Below are 14,222 nucleotides of genomic sequence, written 5' to 3'. Positions count from 1 at the left end.
TCCAGTCTAGGTCGGGTTCACAATGCTGGCGACCAGATCCGCAAGCGCCGCCTGGTCGAACTCTAGCGGGTCGGCATAGACTGTAAACTCTGCCGTGGCTTCGACACGCTGCGGGTTTGTGCCGGCAGGCAGCGGTTCTAGGTCGGTGATCCAAAGTTCGTGAACATCAAGTGTCAGCTGGGTCAGCACGCAGTTGCCCAGTTGATTGCGCACCATATCACAGGCTGCTTGCGCTTGTCGCAACATGTTGATGCGTGATTGTACCACATTTGCCGGACGCAGGTCGCCTTCAAATGGCAAAAGCACTTTCGTGCTGATCAGTTGCCCGTTTTCCACGCTTTCCGGGGTGCCAAGATCAGCGGCGGGGATATAGGCAAGGCGACCATTCATCACCCACTTCCCCTCACGATTTTCGCGCGCCTCTGCATGGATGATATCGCAGGAAGCGCCAATCGTTGCCACAACATCAGCACAGTAACCCATCAACTGGGCCGGTGCGCGCGCGGCGGCGTAAAGCCCCAGCAACCTATTGTCGGGCAGTGTTTCACCTGGCGTCAGCAATGCCTCTGGCGTCATAATCTTTTCGACACTTACATAGCGCGCCGCAGTCAATTCATTGGGGATGAAGACGTCACGCAGCGCGGGTCTGTCGTTGAGCCATTGAAAAGGATCTTGCGGTATATCCTCAGGCGCGACCTCTTGCGCGACGATGGGCGCTTGTGGCGTGAACGCACCGGCCCGTTCGCTTATCCAGCCGACGAGGTTCGCGCCACCAAAATTCAGCGCGATCACGGGACCGGTGAGGATCAGAAGAAAAAGCAGAAACGAAAAACGACCGCGTTTCATTGGCTGTTCCTTTCCATCGCTGGTGGATCAAGTGCGCCGATATCACCACCAACGGCGGCGCGCAGCAGCGTATCTTGTAATTGCGCGACGGCGGCTGTGCGTGTGTCAAAATCACCGGTCATCAAATGATCTGTTGCCACCATGTGAATGTCCTGTCCCGCCAATGAGTTGTAAGCGAAAGGTGCCTGTGGCACAGGTCCCAGCAGAACATGGGCGGCATCGCGTGCGGTCACAGTATCCGCCCGGGCATCAACCCCAAGTGTTTCGGTATACCAGCTGTTATAGGCCGCATAGCCCCCTGCATATGAATACATCTGGTTTTGGTATTGCAGGCTGCCCGCTTCGGATTTCAGCGACCCAATCCAATCTGGTTGCGGGGTGCGCCACGGCCGGATCATGCAATCGCGCGGCACGTCGTCGGCTCCGTATTGATGTGGCGGTAGAAAATCGCTGACCAATAACGCTTCGGTCGTCGCATTTACGGGCAAGTTCGCCACACCAGAGAAATCTGACCCGATCAGTGCGATATGGGCAATTGCCACATCAGGTACCGTGTGCAAATTCCAGACGATGCCGGGCCCCATGTTTTGCAGCACCAGGTAAAGTGGGGCCGATGTATCTGTAACAAACAAATCAAGTACCGTCTTTTCGCCGCTGAGTTTCATGTCAGTCAGCGGATCAGCACCATCTTGTGCGACAGCTTCGATATTTTGCAGCAGTTGATCCACCATTTGCGCGTCAGAGAAAGCGTGCAGTGGACCAGGCAAAAGTGCGTTTTCAAGACGCACACCCATCACTTTTTCACCCGCCGCCGGGCTGCGGAGCACGCATTGCGCGTTGCGAATAATGGGGATGATGCCGCGAACTGCGGTGTTTTCAGTTGGTAAGCTGACTTGCGTTACAACATCAGCCAACGCGATGGGGTCGGTCCCCGCATGCGCGACAGCAGGGGATGCGAAAATCGGTCCCTGATCGGACATGGTTTCAGTTTCAAGGATGTCTTCCGGGGCAAGCGCGGTGGCGTCAGCATCGCCACCTGTCATCATCGCCTTAAGGTCTTGTGGCAAGGCTTGCCAGCCATAAAAGCCGCCTGCGCCGAGGGCGGCCAAAACAATCACCCAAATGATGCCATTGCGGATCGGGTGTGCTTCGCGTGGTACGTTATATTCAAAATCTGACGTATCGCGGGCCGGTCCGGTCTGGTCCGGTTCCACTCCGCCGCCGCGTTCTTTGGAAATACGGCTTAGTCTTTGTGCGAAATCTTCTTGGCGTCGATCGTTTGTCATCTTAATCCAGACCCCTCGTTACAGTGTCCGCGTAATGCGCGATTGGGGCAAGGCCTGTGCGAAGTTGTGGCAATATGTTGATCACTGGCATACGCTTTCAAAGTGCCTTGCGGGCGTTCAGCGCGGCCGTGATCGTGCCATCATCAAGATAGTCCAATTCGCCGCCCACAGGCACACCTTGCGCCAGTGAGGTCACGGTGATGCCGGGTAATTGGTCGGCGATGTAATGGGCGGTGGTTTGCCCGTCGATTGTGGCACCAAGTGCAAGGATCACTTCGGTTACATTCTCGGCCTTGATCCGGTCGATCAGCTTGGGAATGCGCAGTTCATCAGGTCCGATTGCATCCAGTGCTGACAGCGTACCGCCCAGCACGTGATAGCGGCCCTTGAAAACCTGTGCGCGTTCCATCGCCCAAAGGTCGGCCACGTCCTCAACCACGGCGATCTGACCTGTTGCCCGTTTCTCGGTGCTGCATATATCGCAGATATCGGTGGTGCAGACGTTGCCGCAATTCAAGCACTCGCGCACCGTGGCACCAACCCGCTGCATGGCATCGGCCAGCGGCAAAAGCACCAGTGACCGCTTCTTGATCAGATGCAGCACCGCGCGCCGGGCCGAGCGTGGGCCCAGCCCCGGCAATTTGGCCATCAGTGCAATCAGATTGTCGAGGTCTTCTGTACCGTTTGTCATCTACGCTTTTCTGCGGTTCACGAATGCCGAGGATGCTGTCGTTTTAGAAAGGCAGGTTCATACCGGGCGGCAGGCCAAGGCCTTCGGTCATTTTACCCATCTCTTCTTGGGCGCGCTCTGTTGCTTTGCTTTGCGCGTCCTTGATTGCAGCAAGGATCAGGTCTTCAACCACCTCTTTATCGTCGCCATTGAAGATGGATGGATCAATATCAAGCCCCTTTAATTCGCCCTTGGCGGTTGCTGTCGCTTTGACCAGACCTGCGCCGCTGACGCCTTCGACCATCATATTTTCAAGGTCTTCTTGTATCTGGGCCATCTTGCCCTGCATTTCCTGCGCCTGCTTCATCATCTTGGCCATATCGCCAAGGCCGCCAAGTCCTTTGAGCATATTATTGATCTCCTGATTTCTTGTCCCGTTTCAACGGTGCAGTGTAAAGCACTACACCGACACACACCAGTGCAGCGGCGATGATGAACATCGTGGAATTGCCAACGCATCCTTCGGTCATGGCAAGTGCCTGCAAGTCACCATCTGCGCCCCATCCGGTTACCAAAAATGTCGATAGGCTCCATCCAACAACAACAACCAATCCGCCCCATTCGCTGCGGAAACGAACCGCAAGCGCGGTGGCGATGATCAAAAGCAGAACTACAGGCGTTTGTAGAAGGTAAAGAAACTCACCAAATGCAGTGACGGGCGCGCCGTCCCAGTTTGGTCGCATCTTGTCGCAGACCTCTGCCCAAGCGGGCACCGGGCCCAGAACAAGCGCCCCGCCAATTAGTCCTCGTCGAACGGGTCCCATTCATCGTCCACTTCAGGCAGTGCATCTTCCAATGCGTGCTGTTCTTTTTCGGCTTCGGTCCTGATTTCAGTGATCTTGGCCTTTGGAAAGATAGCGATCACGGCTTTGACCAGCGGATGGTCTTGCGCCTCTTGCAACAAGGCATTTTCAGCCGCATCGCGTGTTTCGGCAATCGTTGGGCCGCCGCCCTCGGCGACGCTGATCGCCCAGCGGTTACCGGTCCATGCTTGCAGCCGCGCACCAAGGCGGCCAACCAGATCGCGGGCGGCATCGGGCGTTGGATTTACTTCAATCCTGCCGGGTTGATAGCTGACAAGCCGGAGCCCGGTTTCAACCTCCACCAGTAGTTTCACATCGCGGTGGGTGCGGATCAGCTCAACGACATCTTCGAAGCGGGCATAGTGTTGCAGCGCGTCGGCTTGCAGCGCGACCGCCGTTTGTGCGCCCGATGCCGATGGTGCGCCGGGGCCGGGATGTGTGGGGGCGGGGGTGTTGCCTATCGCAGTTGTGGTGCCCGCTTGCGGCGCGGGGCGTCCGCCTGAAGGGCCACCCTGCGGTGGCGTTGCATCTTGCAGCTTGCGCACCAGTTCTTCGGGGCTGGGCAGGTCGGCCACATGGGTCAGGCGGATCACAGCCATTTCGGCGGCCATCATGGCGTTCGGCGCTTGTGCGACCTCTTCCAGCGCCTTCAGCAACATTTGCCACATCCGCGACATCACACGCATTGGCAGATCGGTGGCCATCGCTTGCCCGCGTGTGCGTTCATCGGGGCTGATGGTGGGGTCTTCGGCGGCTTCTGGCGTAATCTTGATCACACTGATCCAATGGCAGACCTCGGCCAGATCGCGCAGGACGGCCATAGGGTCTGCCCCATCGGCATATTGCCCCGAAAGTTCGGTTAGGGCCGCAGCAGCTTCGCCGCGCAGGATCATATCAAACAGGTCGAGCACGCGGCCGCGGTCGGCCAGACCCAGCATCGCGCGGACCTGATCGGCGGTTGTTTCACCTGCGCCATGGCTGATGGCCTGGTCCAGCAAGGACTGCGCGTCGCGCGCGGAACCTTCGGCAGCGCGGGTAATCAAGGCGAGTGCCTCATCTGTAATTTCCGCACCCTCGGCCGTTGCGATCTTGCGCAGCAGCGCGATCTGCGTTTCCGGTTCGATCCGACGCAGGTCAAAACGCTGACAACGGGAAAGCACCGTAACAGGCACCTGCCTGATCTCGGTCGTCGCAAAAATGAATTTCACATGCTCTGGCGGCTCTTCCAACGTCTTCAACAACGCGTTGAAAGCGTTCTTCGACAGCATGTGCACTTCGTCGATGATGTAGATCTTGAACCGGGCCGAGGCCGCACGGTAATGGACCGAGTCGATAATTTCACGGATATCACCCACACCGGTGCGCGATGCGGCATCCATTTCCATCACATCAACATGGCGCCCTTCCATGATCGCCACGCAATGTTCGCATTGCCCACAAGGTTCTGTCGTCGGGCCGCCTGTACCATCGGGGCCGATACAATTCATCCCCTTCGCGATGATCCGTGCGGTTGTCGTCTTCCCGGTGCCACGAATACCGGTCATGATAAACGCCTGTGCGATACGATCTGCCTCAAACGCATTCTTCAGCGTGCGGACCATCGCGTCTTGGCCGACCATATCGGCAAAGGTTTCAGGCCGGTATTTGCGGGCAAGCACTTGGTATTGGGGCTGGTCGGTCATAATGGCCTTGGATTTGGATTCGCGCGTTACGTCAGAGTAAGCAGGTGATAGTGAATGGTCCACTGCAATGCTTGGGGCAACAGGGAAAAGCATGATTGAATTTGCAATTTATCGTTTGCCTGTTGGCGGTGGGGACCTGGCGTTGTCGCCGATGCCGGGGCGGACGCGGCATTACTATACCGACTGGCTGCATTTGTTAGACTGGTGTCCCGATCTTGTTTTGTCGATGACGACGCAGGCCGAGTTGGACCGGAAAGGGGCAGGGACCTTTGGGTTGGATTTGCGGAACACAGGGATAGACTGGATGCATCTGCCAGTGCCTGATTTTGGTGTGCCGGACGATAGGGACTGGCCGCATGTGCGTGACCAAGTGCTTGCGGTTTTGCAACGGAAGGGCCGGGTGCTGGTGCATTGCTTTGGCGGTTGCGGCAGGTCTGGGATGATGGTGCTGCGGGTAATGGTTGCAGCAGGAGAAGCGCCGGATGCGGCATTGGCGCGCCTGCGTGCCGTGCGGCCCTGTGCAGTCGAAACAGATGACCAGATGCGCTGGGCGTGCCAGGGGTAAGGTGGATCGTGATCCATCTTACACGCAGGACTACCTATCCTTTTTCTTAACCGCTGACCGATACATCTTGCCCAGTTTGCGGTTGCGATCGCGCGCCTGTGCGATTGTTTCAGTCGCGTGCTGGTTTTCACGTTTCAGCTTTTTGAACCGTTTCAATCGATCTGGGTCGATTTCGCCCGCCTTAATCGCCGCCTGCACGGCGCACCCCGGCTCGGTCTCATGCTCGCAATCCCGGAATTTGCACTGTTCCGCCAGTTCGGAAATTTCAGGAAAGGTGGCATCAATGCCATAAGCGACCTCTGCCACGCCCAGCCCGCGCATGCCCGGCGTGTCGATCAGCCAGCCACCACTGCCCATCCGGTGCAGCGATCGTCCTGTTGTCGTATGCCGCCCACGCGCGTCATCTTCGCGAATGTCCTGCGTGGCTGCATCCCCGCCGGTCAATGCGTTCGCAATCGTGGTTTTGCCCACACCTGATGATCCGGCCAGCGCCACTGTCTGTCCCTGACCACACCAAGGTGCCAGACGTGCGGGAACATCATCGGTTTTTGCGTCCATCGCAATAACATCAAGATCGCGCCCCAGCACACGTGCCTGATCGATATAGGCATCCGGGTCATCGGTTTGATCCGCTTTGGTCAGCACAATCACAGGCGTGATCATCGCGTCATGGGCCAGTGCCAGATAACGCTCTAACCGCGCGGGGTTAAAGTCGTTGTTGCAAGATGAGGTGATAAAAAGCGTATCGAGATTGGCCGCAATCAGCTGCTTTTCACCTGTGTGATATTCGGTTCCGCGTGTCAGTTCGGTTTGTCGGTCAAGCACCCGGATCAAGCGATGTTGTTCAGGCGCGCAAAGCACCCAATCGCCTACGCCAACGGCGGCGGTTGTGATGCCGGGGTCCAGCATCAATTCAAGCGGTCCAACCTCGGAAAAGCCCACGACACGATCCCGATGGACCGTGGCAATGCGGGCAGGGGTAAGGGTTTCCAACTCTTCCAGATCGAGTTGGGACATGTAGTAAGGCGACCAGCCAAGGGCGTCGCGTGTCAGATTTGTCAATGATCTGTCCTCGTCAAAGGGTATTCAGGCGCCGATACCAAAGCATCAGCGGGAACCGGACGAGGGGGCGGAAATAGCTTCAGCGCACCCGGACCGGGAGGATGTTTTTCGCGACAATCATAAACATCCTCCTGTGTTGGATGGTTTCCAAAACACGACTTTGCAAAAGCAAAATCGAGGTGAGAGGCTGACAACGACCCAAGCGGGGCTCGTTATGGCTGCTTCCTTCCGGACCTGACCAGGTTGGCGAGGCGCTCGCCCGCGCCAACCTCTCAACGCTGATATAAGGTGAGTCACGCGCCTTCGCAAGATGTCAGAGTGCGATCTGGTACGTGTCAAACCCGTCAGGACCCGGGCCGATATGTGTGACCGGCCCGATCATGTGCTGTTGCGCGGCAGGGGCGCTGGCAAACCTCGCGGCTGTTCGCGGGATCGGCGCAAAGGACCATGTGGCATGCACCGGGGTTGCGATGGTCCCGCTTTCCGTAAGGTAATCAATCAAATGCCCGCGGACAGATTGCGTTGTCATCAGTGCGATATCCGCAGGGGCAATAGTGGGGAAACCTCCACCGCCCTTGGCGCGGAAGCTGTTTGTGGCAACAAGAAATATATCGTCATCACCAACCGCTTGATCTTGGTACCTGATATGTTGAATACGCGCAGCTTTGGCGTTGATTTCAACGCCGTGTGTGTTGAACCGGGCAGGTTGCGTCAGGTCGATTTGATAGGACAACCCAAAGATTGTATCGCAGTTATATCCGGCACTTTGCGGATTGATCAGTGGTTGATCGCTTACGCCGGGCTGTACCTGATTGTAATGGGCCGCCGCCCGTTCCAGCCACAACCGCAATTGCCTGCCTGTCCGCCGCACGGCACACAGCGCATCGGTGAACGGAAAAATCGCTGCTGCATCGCGCAAGGTGATAGGCCCCGGAGGGATGTCGATGTAATGCCCCAATCCGCTGCGCCCGCCGAACCGAAATGACGATTTTGCGGCCAGCAACGGCAACTGCGCACTATCTTTGAGTGCGGTTGCGACAGCCCTTTTCATCGCGCGCGCCAGAATTTGCTGGCTGAGGTCCGGCTGGATTGTCGCAAAGTAGCTGGCGATCGGAACCTGCGTCTGCGCGATGGGTGCGCGCATCTTGTTCAGTGTTGCGTTATGCGGGACGCTGACCAGACCACGCAATTTGCGACGCAGCGGACTGTCTTCGCTGCTTTTACGAGTGGGCACCAACGACGTTCTTTGACCGGCAATATACCACCCATTCGCATCCCATTTGAGGTCAAGCTCCAGAACGCCAAGCGATTTGCCACAGAATGTTGCCATAACAGCGGGCTTTCCATGCAAAAGCCCGGTCCCATAGTCGGCATTTGCTGTGGACGGAATGGCGGGATCGGGAAAGGCTTCATGCGTATGCCCCAAAAGCAATGCGTCGATGCCATCAACGCGGGCCAACGGCAGTGCCGCGTTTTCCATACGGGGCAGATGTTCATCAGCGCCAATTCCGGAATGGCAGAGCGCAATAATCACGTCGGCCCCTGCAGCCCGTATCTGAGGGATAACACGGGATGCTGACGCGACGATATCATCAACTTTAATGCCGCTACTGCTGCGCGCATCATCCCAATCCGCGATTTGCGGCGGTGCAAAGCCGGTGATCCCAATTTTGATCGGACGCTGATTGCCGTCATTGCAGAGGATTTCGCGGTCCAATATGCAAAATGGCACGGCTAGCCGATCACCGTCATCACAGCTGATATTGGCGCTTACGACAGGAAAACCTGCTTTAGTCAGCGTGTTGCGCAAGAAATCCAGACCATAGTCAAACTCGTGATTGCCAAGCGTCATGGCGTCATATTGCAACGTGTTGAGTGCCGCGATCATTGGATGGGTTTCGTTTGGCTTTGCATGAGCTGCGATATGATCCGCAAGCGGATTACCTTGCAGTAAATCACCGTTGTCAAACAGCAACGTCGTCACGCCATCTTCATCGCGTAATGCCTTTATCTGATCAGCAAGGCCAATCAGACCGATACTGTGATCGGGCTTATCTGCGAAATAATCGTAATCCAGCAATTGCATATGCAAATCAGTCGTTTCAAGCACGCGCAAACGCCCGATCGGACTGTCGAATTTGGAAGAAGGAATGGCCTGCATCCCACAACCCTAGCGAGAAATTAACGCAGCTTCCATGGCAAGATGCCGGAAAAAATTGCACTTACGCAAGGTCCATGTCATGCGGGCGCGATGAAAATTGCAGAAACAGTTACATTTGGTGGGTCGGGCCTTGATCGTGCAGCTGAAATGCGCGCGCAGGCTGATGCGTTAAAGACACAGGCTGGCGCGCGCGCCATGCTTTTGTGGCGTGGTAAGCCTCTGATTTGTGGTGATGATCTAATGCGCGTCCCATTCAATCATCCAGTGATGGCTGATGCGTCCGTGTCTACCATCTTTTTGGGACGCGAGAATGGCACACCCATCTTTTCAGCTGATCTTTCCGCTTGGGAACCCGCAGATCTGGATACAGAAACGCTGAACCTTTTTCTGGACCCGTCAGAACAACGGCATCCGGCGGTTCCCGAGGGTGTTTTTGCTGAACTGCGCGCGGTGATGACCCGTTTGTCGCTGCGCGATGCGGAACTGGCAGCAACAGCAAAAGCCGTGACTGAATGGCACCGGACACACCGGTTTTGCGCGCGTTGCGGGGCCGAAAGTGTAATGGCGATGGGCGGTTGGCAGCGTAATTGCGCAGCCTGCGATGGGCATCATTTTCCGCGAACGGACCCGGTTGTGATCATGCTGATCACGCACGGCAATGCGGTGCTTGTCGGTCGGTCACCGGGCTGGCCAGAGGGCATGTATTCACTGTTGGCCGGGTTCGTGGAACCGGGTGAGACGATTGAGGCCGCAGTACGGCGCGAAGTCTTTGAAGAAGCAGGCGTGCGTGTGGGTGCCGTATCCTATTTATCCAGCCAGCCTTGGCCTTTTCCGGCGTCTTTGATGTTCGGCTGCGCGGGCGACGCCTTGAACACCGATTTGACGATTGATCCTGAAGAGATCGAGGATGCGATGTGGGTCACGCGCGAAGAGATGGCTGATGCCTTTGCTGGCAATCACCCCAAACTATTGCCGGCCCGCAAAGGTGCGATTGCGCATTTCTTGCTTGAGGCATGGCTGTCAGATCGGCTTGATTAAGCGGAAACTAGGAAACAAAACCCATGAAATTCAGCACACGCGAAGATATCGAAGCACCCATTGGCTATGTCTACCAACGGGTCAGTGACTTTGCGAGTTTTGAGCGTCGCGCATTGCGTCAGGGCATTGATGTAAGTTGCCGCGCTGAGGGCGAGGCTGCGGTAGGAACAGTCTGGGATATTGCTTTCGAATTCCGGGGCCGCAAACGCAAGGTTGAGGCGACATTAAACAAGCTGGAACCGGAACAAGCCGTTGAGATTGAAAGCCAGTCCGATGGGCTGATTGCCCTTACACAGGTCGATCTTGTCGCCTTGTCCGCAACCCGTACCCGCGTTTTGGTATCGTTCGACATGCGCGCAAAAACACTGACGGCACGATTGCTTTTGCAATCACTGAAGCTTGCAAAGACAAAGATGACCGCGCGTTTCAAAACCCGCGTGCAGGACTATGCAGAGACGATCGAAGATGACTACAGACGGGGTACCTAGGCCTTCTCGTGCCGTCTGGCAGCGGCGGGATAGACACCCATCACATGCAGATGGTCGGTGAAATAGCCCAACTCTTCCATCGCTAGTGTGACATTGTGGTCATCTGGGTGGCCTTCGATTTCAGCATAAAACTGTGTGGCCGTGAATTCACCGCCCACCATATAGCTTTCCAGTTTGGTCATGTTGACGCTATTGGTCGCAAAACCGCCCATCGCCTTATAAAGTGCTGCCGGAATGTTGCGCACCCGGAACACAAAGCTTGTCATCATGCCGGAGGTGCCGCGGCGGGCATAGTCAGGTTCGCGTGCCATGATCAGAAAACGCGTCGTATTGCGTGCATGGTCCTCAATATGACGGGCCAGCACCTTGAGACCATAGATATCAGCGGCCAGTTCTGACGCGAGGGCGGCGATACTTGGGTCATCACCAGATGCCACTTCGCGGGCGGCGCGGGCGTTATCTGAACTTGTGCGTCCGGTGATGCCGTTGGCGCGCAGGAATTCGCCACATTGCGGCAAGATAACAGGATGCCCATGGGCCTCTTTGATATCGGACAGTGCCGCATCGGTTTTGCCCAGCAGGTTAATGTGCACACGCACAAATGTTTCATCAACGATATGCAAACCACTTTCAGGCAAAAGCGAGTGTACATCCGCGACCCGACCATAGGTAGAGTTTTCAACAGCAATCATACCAAGATCAGCCGCACCACTGCGCACAGCGTCAATTGCAGCTTCAAACGTTGCACAGGGCAGGGGGGCAAATTCAGGGCGCGCGGTCACACAAGCCTCGTGGCCGTAGGCGCCTAATTCGCCTTGGAACGCGATTTTCTGCGACATCACTGTGACCTCCATGTGCGCAACCTACAAAAATAGGCATTTGGTCGCGGCAGTATACCTTGCAACCCGGTGTGGGAAGCGGATAGATAACCACGAAACTTTGAACTGAATGGAACGCGACATGTTCGACACAATGACAATGACCAAAGTGATCGGTGGTCTTTGCAGTACTTTCCTTGTTTTCTTGCTTGGTGCATGGCTCTCGGAAGAGATTTATCACGCTGGCGGCCACGGTAAACACCACGAACAGGCCTATGTCATCGAAGTCGCAGATGCTGAAAGCGAAGTTGCGGAAGTTGTCGAGGAAGAGCCTTTTTCAGTCGTATTCGCGTCAGCCAGTGCAGAAGATGGCGAAGGCCTGTGGCGGGGATGCCGGTCTTGCCATGCGCTTGAAGCTGGCCAGCATGGCACGGGTCCGGCACTTTATGGCGTCGTAAATCGCCCCGTGCAGTTCTACGATGACTTCAACTATTCTGGCGCGCTGATTGAAGCGGCAGAGGTCTGGACACCAGAAGAACTGAACGCGTTTCTTGAAAACCCACGCGGTTACGCACCGGGCACCGCGATGAGCTATAATGGCATGCGTGATGTGGAAGACCGGGCGAACCTGATCGCGTATCTTTCCACGATTGGCGGGTAAGAAAGACCTTTCAATCTGCAAATTGGCCGTCCACTGGACGGCCTTTTTTGTGGAATGTTACAGTTGGTTCACCGCACGATCACGCAAACTCAACTTGAAAGTTTGCCAAACTGCCCATTTACTTCATTTAAGCAGTTCAAGACTTTGTTTAGCCCGGAGATCAGAATGCCAAATCGCCCCCGCGCACGTGCCATCACAGCCAAGCGTGATATGAGGACCAGTTTGTTAAAACAATGGGCCTTGGGATCTTTGATCGGAGTGAGCACGCTTTGGGCGGGATCAGAGCTTTTGGCGGACGGTCACGAAGTGATTATCGAAAGCCATGGATTTAATGAATATGGTGAACTGAAGTATGGACCGGACTTTCCACATCTGGACTATGTGAACCCTGACGCGCCTGTAGGCGGTGAGATCAGCGTTTCATGGACTGGGTCTTTTGATAGCATGAACCCTTTTGCGACGTTGACTGGTACGCCGGGCCTTATGTCATCCATAATGTTCGAGCGTATTATGACGACCACTTCCGATGAGGTCGGATCTTATTATTGTGTTTTGTGCACAACAATCGAATACCCCGAAGATCAATCCTGGGTCATTTTCAATCTGCGCGATGATGTTGTGTTTTCGGACGGCACGCCAATGACTGCCCATGATATCATTCATACGCATGAGCTGTTTCGGGAACAGGGCACCCCCTCGATCCGGGTTAGCCTGACCCAGCTTGTCACGGCCTACGAGGCGCTGGATGATCACACCGTAAAGTTCACCTTTTCACCTGATGCACCAACACGCGCACGCATCCCGCAGATGGGTGGCGCTTTGGCGATGTCAAAGGCGTGGTTTGAGGAAACCGGGGCGCGAATGGACGAGTCGCGCCTAGATGTGTCACCGGGTACGGGCGAATACATGATCGGAGAGGTCGATCCGGGGCGCAAGATTACCTATGTGCGCAACCCTGACTATTGGGGCAGTGATGTGCCGATCAATGTTGGCCGCGGGAACTATGATACAATCCGGATTGAGTATTTCGCCGATAGCTCGGCCGCTTTCGAGGCTTTCAAGGCGGGTGAATTTACGTTCCGTCGTGAAAGCAGTTCGATTAACTGGGCCACATCCTATGATTTTCCGGCAATTGATAACGGTTGGGTCGTGCGCGAAGAATTAGAAGACGGTACGCTGCCGGGTGCGACCGGTTTTGTGTTCAATATGGGCCGTGAAAAATTTGCTGATCGTCGGGTACGGCAGGCTATTGGCCTTGTTTATAATTTCACGTGGACGAACGAAAACTTGCAGTATGGCCTGTTTCAACAGCGCGAAAGTTTCTGGGAAAATGATCGCTTGAAAGCTGTTGGCCTGCCAGAAGGCCGCGAGCTGGAAATCCTTGAATCCCTACGGGACAACTTGCCAGAGGAGATTTTCACGCAAGAGGCTGTGTTACCGCATATGTCAGGCACCCGTCCACTTGATCGTGGAAACCTGCGCCGTGCCCTTGCCCTGATGGAAGAGGCCGGGTGGACCACAGACACAGACGGTCTGCTGCGAGACGCAGACGGCAACACGCTTGACGTTGAGCTGTTGGAAACGCGGCAGGCTTTTGACAGGATATTCAATCCCTACATTGAAAACCTCAAACGTCTTGGGGTGAACGTCACTTACAACCGTGTTGATCCATCACAATATCAGGCACGTCGGCAGGCGAAAGACTATGACTTGATCTTTGGCGGTTATTCCAGCGGTTTGCAGGAAGGCACTGGGTTTTCACAAAGGTTTGGATGTGAAGACAAAGATGATGTATTTAATCCAGCGGCCTATTGCTCTGAAGCAATCGACATCATTGGAGAGTTGATTCCAGAGGCCGAAGACTATGCTGAAATGGCGGCACTGATCCGCGCCGCTGACCGGATTATGCGTTACGACTACTTTGTCGTCCCGGTCTGGTATCTTGGTAAGAACTGGGTCGCGTACTACGATTTCTACGAATACCCCGAAAACTTGCCGGAATTTGGCCTTGGCCATCTGGATTACTGGTGGGTCAATCAGGATAAATACAACGATCTCGTCGCCGCAGGCGCGTTGCAGTAA

The 14,222-nt window shown here is 55.6% G+C and carries 14 protein-coding genes and 1 other RNA gene; 5 read left to right on the top strand and 10 right to left on the bottom strand.

The window, feature by feature from the left end; translation table 11 throughout:
• Positions 1-6: 6 nt before the first annotated feature.
• The 6 genes from RCCS2_RS01695 to RCCS2_RS01670 form a co-directional block, all read right to left on the bottom strand.
• The gene (locus tag RCCS2_RS01695) at positions 7-846 is read right to left on the bottom strand and encodes a hypothetical protein (protein ID WP_008230821.1); all 840 of its coding nucleotides are present in this window, start codon (positions 844-846) and stop codon (positions 7-9) included.
• Entirely contained in the window at positions 843-2,132 is a 1,290-nt protein-coding gene (locus tag RCCS2_RS01690; protein WP_008230820.1) for a hypothetical protein, read from the bottom strand. The genes RCCS2_RS01695 and RCCS2_RS01690 overlap by 4 nt, the downstream gene beginning before the upstream one ends.
• A 97-nt stretch (positions 2,133-2,229) precedes the next feature.
• Positions 2,230-2,823 carry a recombination mediator RecR gene (recR, locus tag RCCS2_RS01685; RefSeq protein WP_008230810.1) on the bottom strand — a complete coding sequence of 198 codons (594 nt, stop codon included), beginning with the start codon at positions 2,821-2,823 and terminating at the stop codon, positions 2,230-2,232.
• 43 nt (positions 2,824-2,866) lie between these two features.
• A complete protein-coding gene (locus RCCS2_RS01680; RefSeq protein ID WP_008230809.1) occupies positions 2,867-3,211 on the bottom strand; it encodes a YbaB/EbfC family nucleoid-associated protein in 345 nt (114 codons plus the stop codon).
• A gap of 1 nt (position 3,212) precedes the next feature.
• The gene (locus RCCS2_RS01675; protein ID WP_156788399.1) at positions 3,213-3,626 is read right to left on the bottom strand and encodes a hypothetical protein; all 414 of its coding nucleotides are present in this window, start codon (positions 3,624-3,626) and stop codon (positions 3,213-3,215) included.
• Complete coding sequence (locus RCCS2_RS01670; protein WP_037293377.1) at positions 3,602-5,347, bottom strand: DNA polymerase III subunit gamma/tau; 1,746 nt, start codon at positions 5,345-5,347, stop codon at positions 3,602-3,604. The genes RCCS2_RS01675 and RCCS2_RS01670 overlap by 25 nt, the downstream gene beginning before the upstream one ends.
• Before the next feature lie 91 nt (positions 5,348-5,438).
• Between RCCS2_RS01670 and RCCS2_RS01665 the strand changes: the two genes are divergently transcribed.
• Positions 5,439-5,912, top strand: coding sequence for a protein-tyrosine phosphatase family protein (locus tag RCCS2_RS01665; protein WP_008230806.1), 474 nt, complete (start codon positions 5,439-5,441; stop codon positions 5,910-5,912).
• 30 nt (positions 5,913-5,942) lie between these two features.
• On the opposite strand, the gene rsgA is transcribed toward RCCS2_RS01665, so the two are convergent.
• The 3 genes from rsgA to RCCS2_RS01655 all read right to left on the bottom strand — a co-directional run bounded on the left by rsgA (position 5,943) and on the right by RCCS2_RS01655 (position 9,135).
• Positions 5,943-6,974, bottom strand: coding sequence for a ribosome small subunit-dependent GTPase A (gene rsgA / locus RCCS2_RS01660; protein WP_008230805.1), 1,032 nt, complete (start codon positions 6,972-6,974; stop codon positions 5,943-5,945).
• A gap of 177 nt (positions 6,975-7,151) precedes the next feature.
• Positions 7,152-7,249: signal recognition particle sRNA small type (ffs, locus tag RCCS2_RS18055), an RNA gene on the bottom strand.
• A gap of 38 nt (positions 7,250-7,287) precedes the next feature.
• A complete protein-coding gene (locus RCCS2_RS01655) occupies positions 7,288-9,135 on the bottom strand; it encodes a bifunctional 2',3'-cyclic-nucleotide 2'-phosphodiesterase/3'-nucleotidase (protein ID WP_008230804.1) in 1,848 nt (615 codons plus the stop codon).
• 90 nt (positions 9,136-9,225) lie between these two features.
• Here RCCS2_RS01655 and nudC point away from each other — a divergent pair, with 90 nt between their 5' ends.
• Together nudC and RCCS2_RS01645 are read left to right on the top strand one after the other, a co-directional pair.
• A complete protein-coding gene (nudC, locus tag RCCS2_RS01650; protein WP_037293373.1) occupies positions 9,226-10,173 on the top strand; it encodes an NAD(+) diphosphatase in 948 nt (315 codons plus the stop codon).
• A 23-nt stretch (positions 10,174-10,196) separates the two neighbouring features.
• Positions 10,197-10,661 (top strand): SRPBCC family protein, encoded by a 465-nt coding sequence (locus RCCS2_RS01645; protein WP_008230801.1) that lies wholly within the window; start codon positions 10,197-10,199, stop codon positions 10,659-10,661.
• Here the strand turns inward: RCCS2_RS01645 and RCCS2_RS01640 are convergent.
• Positions 10,658-11,500, bottom strand: a complete 843-nt coding sequence (locus RCCS2_RS01640; protein WP_037293370.1) for a prephenate dehydratase — start codon at positions 11,498-11,500, stop codon at positions 10,658-10,660. The genes RCCS2_RS01645 and RCCS2_RS01640 overlap by 4 nt on opposite strands.
• A gap of 121 nt (positions 11,501-11,621) precedes the next feature.
• On the opposite strand from RCCS2_RS01640, the gene RCCS2_RS01635 reads away from it, so the two are divergent.
• On the top strand, positions 11,622-12,140 hold the full coding sequence (locus RCCS2_RS01635) for a c-type cytochrome (RefSeq protein WP_037293368.1): 519 nt from the start codon (positions 11,622-11,624) through the stop codon (positions 12,138-12,140).
• A gap of 258 nt (positions 12,141-12,398) precedes the next feature.
• The gene (locus RCCS2_RS01630) at positions 12,399-14,222 is read left to right on the top strand and encodes an extracellular solute-binding protein (protein WP_232204220.1); all 1,824 of its coding nucleotides are present in this window, start codon (positions 12,399-12,401) and stop codon (positions 14,220-14,222) included.

It is taken from the genome of Roseobacter sp. CCS2, assembly GCF_000169435.1.
Lineage (GTDB): Bacteria > Pseudomonadota > Alphaproteobacteria > Rhodobacterales > Rhodobacteraceae > Yoonia.
Note: the sequence above shows the minus strand (reverse complement) of the source record. Positions and strands in the feature narration are given on the sequence as shown.